The organism is Clostridium sp. UBA7503, from assembly GCF_002477055.1.
GTDB classification, from domain to species: Bacteria; Bacillota; Clostridia; order Clostridiales; family Clostridiaceae; genus Clostridium_J; species Clostridium_J sulfidigenes.
Map to the genome: position 1 here is coordinate 242,276 of NZ_DLNT01000045.1, position 16,409 is coordinate 258,684.

The window sequence follows — 16,409 nt, forward strand, 5'->3', positions numbered from 1 at the left end:
GGGTACTTTTATGAATAATAAAGTAATGCTGTTTCTTTTTCTTCCTTTTCCCCTTATAATATAAGAGTAGATTATGCTTCATAAATTTATAATATATACTTTAATATGAAGCTTGTAAAAATTAAATTTCTGGAGGAATTATGAATACACTTACTTTTATTTTTTTATGCTTTGCAGGTTTTCTGGCAGCCTTTGTAGATTCCATTGCTGGTGGTGGTGGGATAATAAGCGTTCCTGCTTATATGATAGCTGGTTTGCCTCCTCACATGGTTCTTGGAACTAACAAGTTTACAGCTTCTATGGCCTCTCTTACTAGTTCTATTAATTTTATAAAGTCAGGTAACTGCAATTTTAAGTTTCTTAAAATAGTAGCACCTTTCACTTTAATAGGCTCTATTTTAGGCGTTAAGGCTGTACTTCTATTGGATGAAAGTTTTCTTCAACCTTTAGTTCTTGTGCTAGTTCTTGCCATAGGTGTTTATACATTCTTTTCTAAATCCATTGGGGAAAAGGATAATTTTAAGGGATTAAATAAAAGGAATATGACTATTTCTATAATCTTTGCTTTTTCACTAGGATTCTATGACGGATTCTTTGGACCTGGTACAGGCTCCTTTTTAATCTTTGGTCTTATTAATATTTTAGGTTTTAATTTTCTTAAAGCTTCAGCCAATGCTAGAGTTTTAAATTTTATTAGTAATATTGCTGCTCTTGTTACCTTTGCTTTTAGTGGTAACATAAATTATCTAATTGGTATACCTGTTTGTGTATTTATGATATTAGGAGCTAAGCTTGGAACAAAGTTAGCTATTAATAAGGGTTCAAAGGTTATTAAGCCTATTTTTGTTACTATGTCCCTTGCCGTAGCTATAAAAATGTTATTACAACTATTCTAATATTAAATATTTTATATATTAGGAATAATTTTCTTTACAGGAACTTATCCTTAGCCTATACTTATTAATGTGTGCTAAAAAGGAGGCTTTGTGCTCATGTATTCATTTGTTGTTTTAATTATTATAATTATTATTGGATTTTTAGTTTGCAAAAGAAATTATAAAAATAGAGCTAGTAATATTAATGGCAATTTATTAGAGTATTGTTATCACATTGTTACAGAATTTGAAAAACTTAACTTTGAACAGCGAGGTAAATTCAAGGATTCTCTAACTCAAAAGGAATCGCAGCTATTTGATGGAATAATAACTAGAAGCATAGCTTTAGGTAAGAATCTTAACATACTTCAAACTCATATGTTTAATCTAGAGTCTATTATGAAAAAAATAAAGGCACAAAAAACTAATATAATGCAATAAAAAATATTAAAAAAATATTTTAATAAATATTTAGATATAATTTCTCATATTATACATAAACTAAATGAGAATCTTAAGAAAGGAATGATATTATGAATTTTAAAAAATTAATAACAAATACTTTAGCTATTGTAGGTGCTGTTGTGGTTGTAGATAAAATTGTAAATGCCGTTTCAAACAAGAGCATAAAGTCTATAAGCGAGGCTCTTATGAAAGGTGATTTAAATGAAGACGAAGATAGAGATGAAGATTCAGACCTATGTCAATGTAGCTTTTTAGATGATGACTATGAAGAAAATTTAAATGCTTGTCACTGTGGTGAAGATGGTGAAATTGATTATGAAGCTTTCCCTGACATGAAACAATATGAAGATAGTGACGAAAGCGCTTTTCAGTATGCTATAAAAACTGAATCTATTACGGATACACCAAAAGAAGTATAATATGTATTAAAGTCCACCTTCTTTAAAAGAAAGTGGACTTTTAATTATCTGTGATGTTTTTTATGATGTTTTTTCTTCTTCTTGCTCTTCTTATTACTTGGATAACAATCATCATATTCTTTATAATCATAGTATTTCTTTTTATGATGTTTGTGTCCATAATCACAATTATTTAGATACATGTTTTGAAGTAAGTATTCACACTTCATGCAGTTGCTCTTAGGCTGCACACATTCCTCACATACCTTATAACTTATTGGATCACGATTTTCTAATCTACGACGGTCTCCTTCATATTTTTCTCTTAGGATGTCATCATATACTGGTTTTTCATATCTTTTACTATTCTCAACACCCTCTAATAAAATATCATTTTCTTCTTGTTCTATACCTTTTGTCTCTATTTCTTCATAGTCTATGTGTTCTTTAAAATTATTTCTATCTATCATATCATTGTCATCATGGACTTCTTTTTCAATATCATCATACTGATCTTCATTCCATTTGTGGTATTCCTCGTGATACTCCTCATAGTTTTTATTACATCTTGGGCAAGGATTTTCACATTTCTTATCTAACTTTTTATAAGAGTTCTCTGTTCTACACTCTCTATTGATTTCAGAAAGACCAAATTTATCCCTAGAGTCCCTATTATCATAATATTTTCTATATGCTCTTTCAGCTTCTAATCTCTTCATATATAAAATATCATCAAATTCATCATCTGTTTCTACAAAATCATCATACATATTAAAATCTTCTTTTCTTTCAACAGGTTTAATAAATCTTTTTGCTAAACTATCTACAGGATCCTTAAATTCTACAGATTTTACATTACTATAATCATCTACATTCCATCTGTTATTACATTGACATTCATGGGAATTTTCATCATTAAATACTATGTCCCTGCCAAAGGTGACATTAGCACTAGCTCTCTGTTGTGAAAAATCTCCGTCGGTATCAAAGGCTTCAATAGACATTATATACTTTTCTCCTAGACTTGGTTTGTTAGCTAATTTTAAAACATAGGAATTAGCATCTCTACCTAATGTAGTTACATAGTTGGAGTTTATGAATATATTATATCCACCTAAATCTATATCAGTATTTGGGGTCCAATTCATTCTTATTTCTTGGCCTGTTGCTACTGCTCTAAAATCTCTTACATTTCTAGGTTGCATTAATAAATCTAAATTTTCTGGTCCATAGTTTAAGTCTACTGGTGGGTTTACTCCAGGCATAGTTCCATTTTCAGTAAATTGCCACATCCTCCATCTAGTCCATCCACCTTGATCCCTTGGAAATGGAGGATTTGATGGTAGTTCTGGATACATAGCAATCCAAAGTGGCATATCTGCTAGAATAAAGCCTTTCTTTGTATGGTAGAAATTATTATATAAATCAATAAAAAATGCTCCAGTATATAACATCATTTTTCTTCTAGTTTTTCTTTCAAATCTCTTTCTAAATCTGTCTACCCAATCTAGTAAAGCATCTGTAGATATAGATTTATCTAGTGGTGCTTCAATGTCAATTACAGGGAAAAGATCTCCATATCTTCCTGGTCCGTAAGCTTGTTGTAGCACGTCTATAAATCCATCACATTGAACATCTGCGGTAGTTAAATCTGTAGAAGGTACTGCATAGTGATATGCACCTGTTTTTACTCCCACATTTCTTAATCCGTTTACATACTCAAAAAATTTTCTGTCTATTCTAAATCTACCAGTACCATAACCAGAACCACGTAAATAAGCATATGGGGTTTGTGTTGCAAGTAGAGTATAATTTACGTCGCCCCTATATTCATTTAAATCAGGACCTATTATGTTACGACTAGTTTTATTTTGCATACTCTCCTCCGAAATTGAATGCTTCACTTATTATATTACTAGTCATATATCCAATGTGTTACAACATTTTTATTTAAATATATGAGATTAATGTATATATTTTCTTATTAAATATTAATATATAGAACCTAATTATCTACTGATTTTTTACTTTAATTTCTCCACTCTGTAAGTTTATCTCATATATTTTATTGTTTAACAAAATGTTTTCATCCTTTCTATTATTTCCTGAATAGGTTATATGTAAAATTAAGGTGTTTTTGTCTTTAAATACACTCTTGTAGTAGGTGGTAACCCCCTTTACATATTTATCAGAATCCTTATTTTGAGAGTTTGATGCTTTTATATCTTTTATAAATTTAAAAACTTCATCTTCAATATACTTATTAATTTTCACCTCTATATCCTTGTTTATCATATTTTCAATTTTAGGATAACATAAGTACTGGTTAAAATCTTCACTACTTTCTTCATAATTTATTGTTTTTATTATTGGGGCTTCAACTTGAATATTTACTTTATTTAAACCTTTAGGAAATTTACTTAGGGGTATATAAAATTTAGGAATACCTGCTACGTAGGGAGCAATTTCATATTCATCAAAATATATAACTAAGTCTTTATCTGTTAAGAAAAATTTTTGATTATAAGGGATTGCATTTAGCTTATCTACAGATTCTTTAAAATATAATTCAGGATTTTTATTTATAGTAGCTTTTACATTGTCTAAAATAATTTTATTATAATTCCTATTATTACCCAAGAAATCTTCAATGACTCCTCTATTTCCTGTATTTATATCAAAGTTAAAGGACTCATCTACTGAAGATCCATGAGCTCCACCTGTATAACTATATAGATTTAGTGTTATTGAAAGGATATTATTCTTATTATAAGTCACATTATTATTTATATTAATTACATAGGGTTTTGGTTCTAATCCAACTTTTATATTATACTCATTATCTCTAATAGATAGCTTTGTTATATATTCTTCAAAGTCATTAATTCTTTTTGATATCTTATTATTTATAAGTTCTTCTGCTTCTTTATTTTTAGCAATCTTTACAATGGGCTTATTGATATTTACTGATACATACTTATTAGAATATACCTTCTCCTCGTTTTCTATTGTGGCACCTTCTTCATCTTTCAGTATATTATTAACCATTCTTGGTAAAGATATCTCTACTGAATCTGGATCACTGTGTGTATCTACGGCAAATGCTCCATGAAAATTAGTAGTTAATAATAAAACTAAAAATAAATATATAACTTTCCTCATAACATTTCTCCCTTCTATAAAATATATTTTAAGTAAAATAACTTTATCTTAGTTTGCCCATATAAATCCTGTGTACACCTGTTAATTTTTAATAAAAAAATGCCTTAACCTTTAGTTAAGACATTTTTTAAAATTAATTTTTTATAATTTAATTCTTAATTTATTTAATATAGTACTTGTTATAAACTGTGGTCCACTTACTATATACATTTTACTTATTCTATCTCTATTTTGTGTAACTACATTCATTACTGGTGTTTCTACAGCAGTTGTATTTGTTAATAGTACAAAAGATTTTTTTTGTGCTGCTAAAGCTGAAATAGAAAGAGCATCTGGGAAATTTGTACCTAGAGCCATAAACATTTCACTACTAGTTAAACTTCCTTTAAATTTGTTGAAAATTTTCTCATTAGTTTCGTATCTATTAGCTCCACCAATTCTCTCTGGACTTTTTACACTTTTAGCTACACTATCTGATATAACAGTGGTTCCCCCTATTATATAACTTCTAGTAATAGATTGCTTATCTAAATAATTTTTCACTGTACCTGTTAATACACTTTTTTCAGTTAAAAGTATAGGCATTCTTCTTATACCTGCTACAGCTGATATAGAGAGGCTGTCTGCAAATCCTTCACCTGTTGCAATGGCCACTTCACCGTTAGTACCCACTGCCTGAGCAATTTTCACAGAGGTCTCATATCTATTTAAACCTCCTAATCTTTCCGTAGATATAGACATAGACTTAATTTCTTTTTCAAAGGATGTTGAAAGGACAGTAGGTCCCCCAACTATAATAGCTTTTTTTACCTTTAAACTAGAGAGTAAGTTTTTTAACTCACTTTGACTACTTAAAGATTCATTTCTTGCTAGTAAAATTGGTGCATTATTTTTTGCTGCTAGTGGTCCTGAACACAATGCATCTGGATAACTCATTCCCGGTGCTATTATTACCGTATCTGAAGTCGTCCATCCTTTTTTTGCTGCTAGATAAGATGTCTCAAATCTTGTAGCTCCATATATTCTCTCTCCTGGGGTTGAAGAAAGGGTTACATTAGCTTTTAAATAATTATTTATACCATTAGCTATACCACTAGCTAATAATTCTTGATAAGAATTAGTGCTCATTTTAATTGCTTCACTTTTATTACTTATAAAACCACATTCTGTTAAAATTGATGGCATTATTGTATCTTCAACTACATTATAACCATTAATCTTTACCCCTCTATCATAAGCTCCTGTACTTCTTATTAATTGTTTTTGCACAGATTCTGCAAGTGGCTTAGAATCAAATCTATTAGTTCCATAATAAGTTTCTATTCCATAGGCAGCAGTTGTAGTTGCTGAATTTATATGAATAGATGCAAAGGCATCAGCTCCTGAGTTATTAGCAACGGAACTAATTTTTCTAAAATCTAAATAGGTATCTGTAGTTCTACGCATTACTACTTCTATTCCTTGTGCTTGAAGAATTCTTTGAACCTTCTCTGATATAGCTAAAGTTAAATCTTTTTCTTTTAACCCATTTGCGCAAGCTCCAGGCTCACTTCCACCATGTCCAGCATCAATAAATACTCTATAGTTACTGTTAGTTGTTATCGTTTTTCCAGTGGTCGCTGTTAAAGTTCTGGCTGACATTACTTGTTTAGTTGGTTCTTTTACTAATACTTGGTACAGATAAGAACCACCTTCACTTTCAAGTAGTATAAAGGTTTCCCCTGTAGCTACCCCTACAAATTTGCCATTTTCGTCTACTTTGACTATACTTTCATCTCTGGAACTTAATTTAAAAGGAATTGAAGCTTCTTCTTCTACTAAAAGGCTAGTATGATCAATTGCTTGTCCAATATCAATGGATAATCCATTTTTCACTTGTAAATTAGCCCCTTCATTTTCACTTAGTATGGTTTGTAATTGACTTTCTGTATTAGTTATACCACCATCTTCTGCTACAGCTAATCTACTAACTGGAGATACCATAGTAATTGTTAACACTGCAGTTATTGCACATAGTAGCTTTCTAATACGAATTTTACTTCTTTTCACTCTTCTTTCCCCCTATTATACATAATTATACATTTTATTACTAAAATATAGTCACCAATAATTTTATTCTACATATATCATTCATATCCTTTTGATTTTTGATAAATTATGTGGAATTTTTACTTTTACACTGTTACTTATACATTATAACATATAAATTAGGAGTAATTTGTAAACTTTTATAATATAGCATCCTCATATAATAATTAATACGAATTTAAATCTTTGTAAACAGAGTTCCTAGCTTAAGATGGAGTATTAAATCTAATAGTAATGGAATTAATTAGAGATATAACTTATAAAAGGTATATCCTAATGACTTTCATCACTATGATATACCTTTTAATTCTTACTTTAAATAATAAAATCCTTTGGATCATGCTCCTTTGCTTTAGGACCATTGTATTCAACCTTAGGCCCATTAAATACAGCTTTTGCACTTTCTACTTGAGGATCATGATTTATATTTTTCTTCTTAAAATGTCCATCTTCTTTTTTATTATTTTGTGTTCTTTTCATATTTGTCACGGTATCACCCCTTTGTAATATTAGAATAACCACAAATCCTTAGTTTATACTTTTTAAAACTTTTAGTATTAAAGATAATATATTTTACAATATTTACCTCCAATTATAATCATATTATGATATAATTATAGTATTATACTTATATATTAAGAGTAAACTTATTATAAAAAATAATTTAAAGGAGGGTATTATATGATGGAATACAATTTATCAACTTTAGAAGCTTTTCAAATTTTAGATTCTCATCCAACTTACAGAGCTATTAATGCTGAAGGACATACTTTAGAGCTTAGAGGTCCAGAAAAATTTATCATTCATAGACGTGTAAAACTTGCAAAAGATAAGCATGTAAGTCTAAATGATACATGGAGAATAATTAAGCCTATTGATTATGAACTAGCTAATGAACTATTCAAAAGGCTTAGAACTATAGAAATTAGATTTGAAGATGGTACTAAGAAATTCTATTCAAAGATGCCTGACAATGGTCATGTTATCCTTGAAAGTGATCTGCCACATTATAAAAATTGCTTATTTTATTGTTTTAGTTACTATGAAGAGTAAAATTTTTATGTAAGGATTTATTATGGATATTGATGAGTGCATAAATAAAAAATAGACTATGAAACTTAATTTACTGTTTCATAGTCTATTTTTTGTAACCTTTAAAGTACCTACTAATATATTATATATAGATAGTACTTTTTAGGAGATTTACATGGAATTTTACGGAAGCCAAACTGAAAAAAATCTAAAAAAGACTTTTACTGGAGAGAGTAAGGCTAACACTAAATATACATTGTATGCAGAAAAAGCTAGAAGTGAAGGTCTTCACTATGTAGCTCAAGTTTTTGATGAAACTGCATTTAATGAACTTGCTCATGCTAGAAGAGTCTATGGTGAATTTCTAGGTGAAGTAAACTCTACAGAAGAAAACTTAATGAATGCCTTTATGGGCGAAACTGCTGAAGCTACTGCAATTTATAAAGAATATGAAGAAGTCGCAAGAAGGGAAGGGTTCGAAGAAATAGCAGACTTCTATAAAGAACTTGCCGAAGTAGAAGCTGAGCATGATTTAAGATTCCGTGCTCTTTACAACAGATTACTTAGCTCAACATTGTATAAAGGGGATTCTGATTCTCTATGGCAATGTACTAACTGTGGATATATTCATGAAGGCGACACTGCACCTAGAGTATGTCCTCTTTGTAAATTCCCTCAAGGATGGTTTGAGCCATACTGTAACCCTCTAGATTAACCACTTTAAAATAGCGTAGATGCCTATCCCCCAGGGCAATCTCGCTATTTTATTTTTATTATATAAAGGTTTTTAATGATTTTTATAGAAATATTTATTTATATAGTAGGAGATTAAACTTATGCATATTAAATTTAATCTCCTACTATGTATTAACTTTACATATCATATTTTTTATTAAAAATTTAAATTTATTTATTATAGGAGTTATTATGAGTATTAAAATTTTAATTTGTGATGATGATGCACTGATAAGAGAAAGTTTAAAAATTATATTATCCATGGATGAGGAGTTAAATGTTGTACATGTTTGTGAAAATGGTTTGGAAGCTGTTAAGTATTGCTGTAATAACTCTGTGGACGTGGCCCTTTTAGATGTTCGTATGCCTAAATTAAATGGTGTAGAGGCAACTAAGGAGATTTGTAAAGTAACATCAACTAAAGTCATTATATTAACCACCTTTGATGAGGATGAATATATTTCTTCTTCATTAAGGAATGGAGCAAAGGGTTATTTGTTAAAAAGCAATTCTCCTAATACTATTATTAACACCATAAAGGTGGTTCATAATGGAAGTGACGTAGTGGAAAATGGAATTATAGATAAGCTTCTTTCTAAAACTTCTCCAGTAAGTCCTAACCCTAATATGAATAATTTTTCTAAAAGAGAAGTAGAAATTATAGAGTCCATTGCTGAAGGCTTAAGTAATAAGGAAATTTCTCAAAAGCTATATATCTCTGAAGGTACTGTGAAAAATTATATTACAAACATACTAACTAAAACTAACTTAAAGCATAGAACCCAAATTGCAGTTTATTATTTAAAAGGAAAAATATAAATATGACGAAAGTAATATAAAGTTATGACCTTTCCCACTTATTAGTGGGAAAGGTTTTTTATATAATTTAAATATAGGATATTCCAATTATATTTAAATTTCAGCTAAGAAATATCAATAAGATTTTTATAAAATACTTATCAATTTTTTAGCTTAATAAAGGGGTTGTTATAATGTTAATAAATATAGAAAACCTAACTAAAAACTTTGGTGATAATATTGCTGTAGATAACTTAACTCTATCCATTGAAAAGGGTGAAATTCTTGGTCTTTTAGGTCCTAACGGTGCAGGTAAAACCACTACTATAAATATAGTCACCTCCATACTAAAGCCTACTAAAGGTAATGTAGAAATCTTTGGAAAGTCTCTTTATAAGTATGGACCAGAAATAAAGGCTCGTATGGGTATTGTACCTCAATGCATATCTTTATACGAAAACCTTACAGTAGAAGAAAATATTAGTTTTTTTTCAAAACTTTATGGATTAAGGGGAGCTTCTTTAAGAGAGGGTTTAAACTATGCTCTAGATTTTACCTCTTTACAGGATCATAAAAAAACTAAGTGTAAAAATCTATCTGGTGGAATGCAGCGTCGATTAAATATTGGCTGTGCCATAGCTCATAAGCCTGAAATTATAATTATGGACGAACCTACCGTGGGAATAGATCCTCAATCAAGAAATCATATATTAAATATGGCAAAGGACCTTAATAAAGAAGGTTGTACTATTATTTATACTTCTCACTACATGGAAGAAGTTCAACAGCTGTGTAATAAAGTTGTTATTATGGATAATGGAAAGCTAATAGCAAAGGGAACTAAGGATGATTTAATCTCTTTAATTTCAGATAATTCCACTTTAGAAATTGAAGGCTATGATATTAATGAATCTATTTTAGAAAAGCTTTTGGAAATAAAGGGAGTAAAAAGTTATTCCTTAAATGAAAATAAAGTGCTGATAACCTCCAGTAAAGATGTATCAAATTTAAGTTCCATTATTAACTTTTTCACTTCTAATAATATAGAAATTAAAAATATGGGTTATAAAACCTTAGATTTAGAAGATGTATTCTTAACTTTAACAGGCAAAAAGCTTAGGGATTAGGAGGAAATTATGAAATTTTTGAATGTTGTTTACTATGATATATTAGACCTACTTAGGGATAAGACCTCCATGTTATCCATGATAATTTTCCCTATATTATTTATGACTACCCTTGGAATAACTTTAAGTGGAGCCTTTTCTTCAAGCTATGAATTTAAACCTAAAACAGTGATATATGTGAACAATCTTTCTACCACTTCTGATTATAGTGAAGAAAAACTTATTTTAAATAATTTCTTAGAACTGGGGAAAAAAAATAATATAACCTTTAAAGAAATTTCCTCTTTAGAAGAAGGCAAGAAAGAAGTTCAAACTGCTAATTCAATATTGATAGAACTTAAGGATAAAAATATTACAGTTTATAAAAATTCTAAGAATAAATATTCCACAAATATAGTTATAAGTATGCTAACTTCCATATCTAAAAAAATTACTCTAAAAAGTATTACTAATGGTAATATTGAAACCTTAGAAGAAGGCTTTACCACTGCCACTGAATTTCAGCCTAAAAAAGGATTCACCTCCTATGATTATTATGGCATCGTAGAAATAACCATGATGGTCCTTTATGGTTCTCTCTATGGGTTTTATAACATTTATAATAATAGAAGAAACAAAATAGAAGCCAGATGCTTTCAAGGGAACCTTTCTAAAAATTCCTATATACTAACTAAAGTTACCTCTACTTTTATTGTAACAGTTATATCACTGATTCCTGCAATGCTTTACTCCATATTTGTTTTAAAAGCTTATTGGGGTGAAGATTACTTCTCTGTTATAGCACTACTTTTATCCTTAAATTTCTTTGGTACTACCCTTGGAATTTTATTTGGATATATTTTTAAAGAAGAAAAACATGGTTCCTTCTTTCTTAATACCTTAATTATACCTGTTATGACCTTTTTAGGTGGAGGATATATATATTTAGAGGATGGTAATAAGCTCCTTGATATAGTACGCTATATTTCACCTTTAACCTTAATAAATAAATCTATTCTTTCCATAGCTTTTTATGAGGACTATTCTAAGTTTTATATAAGTATTCTCTACTCTGTAGCACTGGGAATTTTATTTTTAGCTTTTACTTTCTCTATATCAAATAAAAAGGAGGTTTATTAATGAATATTTTATTAGTTATGGCAGAAAAAAATCTAAGGCTTATATTTAAAGATAAACTTTCTATAATACAGCTATTTATTCCTATAATAATAATAATGTTTAGTATAAAATTATTTAGTTTCAGCAATGGAATTGTAAAAATTGGTATTATAGATGAAGATAGATCTAATTCATCAAAGCTTTTAATAAGTAGTTTAAGTAATAATTCTTCAATTAGTACAGTACCTCTTGAAAGTTCTACTGTTGAATCAAATATGATGGAGACATCTATTCCTGTCACCATTGAAATCCCTAAAGATTTTGAAGAAAGTATTATAAATGGAACTCCTAAAAAGATTAATGTACTTTCTGAAAAAGACAGTTCTATGGGTGATGCTATTACCTCTATAGTAAATCTTCAAGTAGAAAATTTATATAACTTGGGCACTAATTCTAATAAAATCAATGATGAATATCAAAATCTTTTATTAAAATATAGTAATAATCCAGTGAAAATCACTTCCAAAACCTTATCAGATTTAGAGAATGATTTTGAATTAACTCAAATTTCCATTGGCTTTGTAGTTTTCTTTCTCATGATGAGGGCATCTTCTATATCTCATATAGTATTATCAGAAAGATGGAATAAAACTTACTATAGAATATTTACTACGCCAGTTACCTCCTTTCAATATATTGGAGGAAATATCTTAGCAAACTTCTCACTTTTAGCCTTTCAACTTATAATTGCTCTTATAACTCTAAATTATTTTGTAGATATATATACTGGGGTAGGCTTTATTCCTCTGTTTCTTTTGTTATTAGGAATTGCCCTAGTTACCGTGGCCTTTGGTACTTTTTCCGTAGCTTTATTTTTTAATTCTAAGGGATACGGTATGTTTTCTAACATTGTAATTACTATCACTACCATGGTATCAGGTGCTTTTACTTCTATTGATTTCTTACCTGAAAATATTAGATTTATAGCACCCTTCACTCCTCAATACTGGGTAATGAATGGAATAACTAAGCTTCAAATGGGTATGGGAATAGATTCTATTATTATTAATTTGGGAATATTATTACTCTTTTCCATTGCACTATTTTTAGCTTCAGCCTATAAACTTAAGTTTAAACTTCAATAAAAGTTTTATATTTAATATAAGTATTATAAATACTGTATTAAAGCCCATTATAATAAACCCTCACTAAGAAATTCAAATTATTAGTGAGGATTTATCTATGTATTGTTTTCTTTCAATGATATAATTAAACAATAATATTTTTAAATTTTACTTTGAAAGAAGGGATATAATGAGTATATTATCTTTAAAAAATGTTTCTTTTCGAGATGCTAATACAAAAGTTCTAAAGGACATTAATTTAGAAGTTAATGAAGGAGATTTTATAACTATCACAGGTCCTTCTGGTGGTGGCAAATCAACCTTACTAAGAATTTTAGGAGACTTAATTTCGCCAACTTCTGGTCATGTATACCTTAGAGATAAGGATTATTCTGAAATCCCCCCTCTTAAACTAAGAAGTGAAATAAATTATTTCTTCCAACAACCTTATTTGTTTGGTAATACTGTATATGATAATCTTTCTTTTCCTTATGAAATTAGAAAGGAAAATATAGATGATAGAAAAATATATATGCTTTTAGAAAAATTTAATATAGACAAAGACTACCTAAGTAAAGATATAAACAAATTATCTGGTGGTGAGAAACAAAGAATTTCCCTTATTCGCTCTCTTCTCCATGCAGGCCCTATTCTCTTACTAGATGAGATTACTTCAGCTCTAGACAAAGAAAATAAACTTTTAGTTGAACTTATTATGAAGGATATGAATAAGAACGGTCATACAATCTTATGGATTACCCATGATATATCTCAAATAAAGGGCTTAAGCAACAAAAAGATTATTATAGAAGATGGAACAATAATTTCTAGGGAGGGATTTTAATGAGTACTCTATCACTTATAATTTCTTCAGTATTAATTTGTATTCCTATTTTCATCTCCTATAAAGAAGATTTAGGACTAGGTAAAGATATACTTATTAGTATGGTTAGGGCCATAATACAATTAGTTATAGTAGGCTATATACTCCAATTTGTATTTAGTTTAGAAAATCCTATATTCACTATTTTATTAGTTACACTAATGATTATTAACGCAGCACTTAACACTAGAAAGCGTAGTGAGAACATAAAAAATCCTGTTAGAACATCGTTTATTGCTCTATTTTCAGGCGCTTTTATAACGCTTTCTATATTAGTACTTTCTGGGGCTATTAACTTTATTCCCAATGAAATAGTTCCTGTAGCTGGTATGGTTGTTAGTAATTCTATGGTTGCCATAAATCTCAGTTACAAAAATCTTAATACTACCTTTAGTAGTAAGAGAAATGAAGTTGAAGTTAAACTTGCCCTTGGAGCCACAGCTAAGGTTGCATCTAAAGAGATTCTTAAAGATAGTATAAAGCTCTCAATAATGCCTTCCATTGACTCTGCTAAAACTCTTGGCATTGTATCTCTGCCTGGGATGATGACTGGATTAATTTTAGCTGGATCATCACCACTTATGGCAATTAAATTTCAAATAATGGTTACCTTTATGATATTATCTTCTACTTCAATTGCTACCTTAATAGCAACCTATATCTCATACAAAAGCTTTTTTAATGAAAGGTCCCAATTAAGAATATAGTGTAAATATAAGGATTGTCCAAATAAATTAAATAATTATTTAGGACAATCCTTGTTAAATATTGATCTTATGATAAAGGAAGAATCATTATAATAGTAAATCCATTTTCTCCATTAAAACTAATATTACCTCCAAGGTCTATTACTCTTTCCTCCATTGCCTTAAGTCCAATGCTCTTTTTTATATTCACTGCTCCATCACCATTATCTTTTATAGATACTCTTACAATCTTATTTAGGACTTCAATATTTAAAGAAGCATTGTTACCGGTAGAGTGTTTCTTTATGTTTGTAATTCCCTCTATTAGGTTATTAATTATACACGTCCAATGACTATAGGTAAGTTTGTCTATATTTCCACAGTGATTAAAGGTATATCCATAACTATTATGACTAAAAGCATCTTCCATTATAGATTTCACTCTATTTATACCTAATTGCTCCTCAGAAGGCTTGATTATTTTTAAAGTTTCTCTAATATCATCCATACCTTTCCTTAAAACTTGGATAGTTGTATTTATCATATTTTTAGCTTCATTTTTATCTTTATCTATTACTAACTTTGTGGCTTCTAGATGCATTAAACTAGAAGCTATAGTATGTCCAACTTTGTCATGCATTTCCTTTGATAGCTTATTTCTTTCTTCTAACTTTGTGGTATATATTATCTGTTTTGAATAATTTTTTTCTTTTTCTACTTCTCTAGTATACTTGTCTATTTTTTCTCTTAACATTAAGTTTTCTTTCCATAATTTATCTATTTTACTTACTTTGTTAATTAATATTTTTGCTGCTATATAGTAAAATATTGCAAATAATAAATAATTCATAACTATGTCTTTTGGTAATATGGTTATAAACAAGATAGTCACCATAAAAGAATAGCTAAGCTTTATATTCATTAGTATACCTATGTCAAAAAAGGTAAATGGTATTAATGTAAAAAATATACTGTTATATTTTATACCTAGTCCATAAGAAATGCAGAAAGATATGGCTGATAAGCATACCCTAATATTAATATTCTCTAGGTAATATAAAGCTATGTTTATTATTAAAAAACACAGTAATCCTATAATTATAGAGCTTTGGAAGGAACCATAATTTATATATACATAGGTACTAAATATGAGCCCAAGTAATTTTATAGTGAGAAAATAATCATCGCTGTTATTAATCATGCAATTTCCACCTTTGCAAAATATTATATCTATATATTATCACAATAATATGGTCTTTCACAAAATATATCACTAGTCTGGAATAAAATATTGAGCATGTACTTATATAATTTAAATACATGCTCAACATTTATTTTTATGAATTTATTTTATGAAAATCATTTTTATTATTGATCTAAGTTAGATTCTGTGACTTCTATTTCTTCTCCCTCACATAAAGTTATGGTTGCATTTTCCTCAAGGATATTTACCATACTTTCTTCCTTTTGTTTTTCATATTTTTCTTTTCTTCTAAAAAACATTAGAAATATTATCACTGGGATTTGAACAAATATAAGAGCTGCAAGTATTCCAAACACACCTGATAAATTTATATCCTTAAATCTTTTATAACTTAAAATGAATAACATTATATTTATAAAAACTATCAGGGTAATCTGAAAAGACATGGAAGCCGCTATTAGCAATCCATTATCAGTTTTTTCAAGTTTAAAAGTAATAAATGTTCCAATAATCTCTAAAATTATAAATCCTATTAAGAAAGCTAGTACATAGATACTATATTTTTTTCTTCCTATTCCTTTGTTAAGTAAAAATAAGTCATCACTCATTTCATCACCTCATTAACAGTATTTTACAGTAACCTACTATAATTCTATACACATTTTCAAATATTATAACTAAAATCAATAAACCTCTGGAAGTTATTTTAATAATCTCCAGAGGTTTATTTTAAT

The 16,409-nt window shown here is 28.7% G+C and carries 16 protein-coding genes and 1 pseudogene; 11 read left to right on the forward strand and 6 right to left on the reverse strand.

Features of this window, described 5'->3' with window-relative positions:
• The first annotated feature begins 140 nt into the window (after nt 1-140).
• From B3630_RS13115 to B3630_RS13125, 3 genes are all read left to right on the forward strand, one after another.
• On the forward strand, nt 141-896 hold the full coding sequence (locus B3630_RS13115) for a TSUP family transporter (RefSeq protein ID WP_346898856.1): 756 nt from the start codon (nt 141-143) through the stop codon (nt 894-896).
• Between the two features lie 96 nt (nt 897-992).
• Nucleotides 993-1,316 (forward strand): hypothetical protein, encoded by a 324-nt coding sequence (locus B3630_RS13120; protein WP_346898858.1) that lies wholly within the window; start codon nt 993-995, stop codon nt 1,314-1,316.
• Nucleotides 1,317-1,408: 92 nt separating this feature from the next.
• Nucleotides 1,409-1,759 (forward strand): hypothetical protein, encoded by a 351-nt coding sequence (locus B3630_RS13125; RefSeq protein WP_346898860.1) that lies wholly within the window; start codon nt 1,409-1,411, stop codon nt 1,757-1,759.
• Between the two features lie 44 nt (nt 1,760-1,803).
• Here the strand turns inward: B3630_RS13125 and B3630_RS13130 are convergent, their stop codons facing one another.
• The 4 genes and pseudogenes from B3630_RS13130 to B3630_RS17465 all read right to left on the reverse strand — a co-directional run.
• A complete protein-coding gene (locus B3630_RS13130; protein WP_346898862.1) occupies nt 1,804-3,615 on the reverse strand; it encodes a glycoside hydrolase family 25 protein in 1,812 nt (603 codons plus the stop codon).
• A 136-nt stretch (nt 3,616-3,751) separates the two neighbouring features.
• Nucleotides 3,752-4,900 carry a DUF3298 and DUF4163 domain-containing protein gene (locus B3630_RS13135; RefSeq protein ID WP_346898864.1) on the reverse strand — a complete coding sequence of 383 codons (1,149 nt, stop codon included), beginning with the start codon at nt 4,898-4,900 and terminating at the stop codon, nt 3,752-3,754.
• Nucleotides 4,901-5,041: 141 nt separating this feature from the next.
• The gene (locus tag B3630_RS13140) at nt 5,042-6,949 is read right to left on the reverse strand and encodes a cell wall-binding repeat-containing protein (protein WP_346898866.1); all 1,908 of its coding nucleotides are present in this window, start codon (nt 6,947-6,949) and stop codon (nt 5,042-5,044) included.
• 414 nt (nt 6,950-7,363) lie between these two features.
• A pseudogene (locus tag B3630_RS17465) lies at nt 7,364-7,468 on the reverse strand (CPC_1213 family protein); the annotation flags it as partial.
• 201 nt (nt 7,469-7,669) lie between these two features.
• On the opposite strand from B3630_RS17465, the gene B3630_RS13150 reads away from it, so the two are divergent.
• From B3630_RS13150 to B3630_RS13185, 8 genes are all read left to right on the forward strand, one after another.
• On the forward strand, nt 7,670-8,041 hold the full coding sequence (locus B3630_RS13150; RefSeq protein ID WP_346898868.1) for a hypothetical protein: 372 nt from the start codon (nt 7,670-7,672) through the stop codon (nt 8,039-8,041).
• 154 nt (nt 8,042-8,195) lie between these two features.
• Nucleotides 8,196-8,735, forward strand: coding sequence for a rubrerythrin family protein (locus B3630_RS13155; RefSeq protein WP_346898870.1), 540 nt, complete (start codon nt 8,196-8,198; stop codon nt 8,733-8,735).
• Nucleotides 8,736-8,947: 212 nt separating this feature from the next.
• The gene (locus B3630_RS13160) at nt 8,948-9,574 is read left to right on the forward strand and encodes a response regulator transcription factor (RefSeq protein ID WP_346898872.1); all 627 of its coding nucleotides are present in this window, start codon (nt 8,948-8,950) and stop codon (nt 9,572-9,574) included.
• A gap of 173 nt (nt 9,575-9,747) precedes the next feature.
• Nucleotides 9,748-10,680: an ABC transporter ATP-binding protein gene (locus tag B3630_RS13165; RefSeq protein WP_346898874.1), complete on the forward strand. Its 933-nt coding sequence runs from the start codon at nt 9,748-9,750 to the stop codon at nt 10,678-10,680.
• Between the two features lie 9 nt (nt 10,681-10,689).
• Nucleotides 10,690-11,799 (forward strand): ABC transporter permease, encoded by a 1,110-nt coding sequence (locus B3630_RS13170; RefSeq protein WP_346898876.1) that lies wholly within the window; start codon nt 10,690-10,692, stop codon nt 11,797-11,799.
• Nucleotides 11,799-12,923, forward strand: coding sequence for an ABC transporter permease (locus B3630_RS13175; RefSeq protein WP_346898878.1), 1,125 nt, complete (start codon nt 11,799-11,801; stop codon nt 12,921-12,923). Before B3630_RS13170 ends, B3630_RS13175 begins: the two co-directional genes overlap by 1 nt.
• A 169-nt stretch (nt 12,924-13,092) precedes the next feature.
• Complete coding sequence (locus B3630_RS13180; protein WP_346898880.1) at nt 13,093-13,746, forward strand: ABC transporter ATP-binding protein; 654 nt, start codon at nt 13,093-13,095, stop codon at nt 13,744-13,746.
• Nucleotides 13,746-14,492 (forward strand): ABC transporter permease, encoded by a 747-nt coding sequence (locus B3630_RS13185; RefSeq protein ID WP_346898882.1) that lies wholly within the window; start codon nt 13,746-13,748, stop codon nt 14,490-14,492. Before B3630_RS13180 ends, B3630_RS13185 begins: the two co-directional genes overlap by 1 nt.
• 67 nt (nt 14,493-14,559) lie before the next feature.
• Here the strand turns inward: B3630_RS13185 and B3630_RS13190 are convergent, their stop codons facing one another.
• Both B3630_RS13190 and B3630_RS13195 read right to left on the reverse strand, forming a co-directional pair.
• On the reverse strand, nt 14,560-15,672 hold the full coding sequence (locus B3630_RS13190; RefSeq protein WP_346898884.1) for a sensor histidine kinase: 1,113 nt from the start codon (nt 15,670-15,672) through the stop codon (nt 14,560-14,562).
• Between the two features lie 167 nt (nt 15,673-15,839).
• Nucleotides 15,840-16,283: a DUF805 domain-containing protein gene (locus B3630_RS13195; RefSeq protein ID WP_346898886.1), complete on the reverse strand. Its 444-nt coding sequence runs from the start codon at nt 16,281-16,283 to the stop codon at nt 15,840-15,842.
• Between the last annotated feature and the right edge of the window lie 126 nt (nt 16,284-16,409).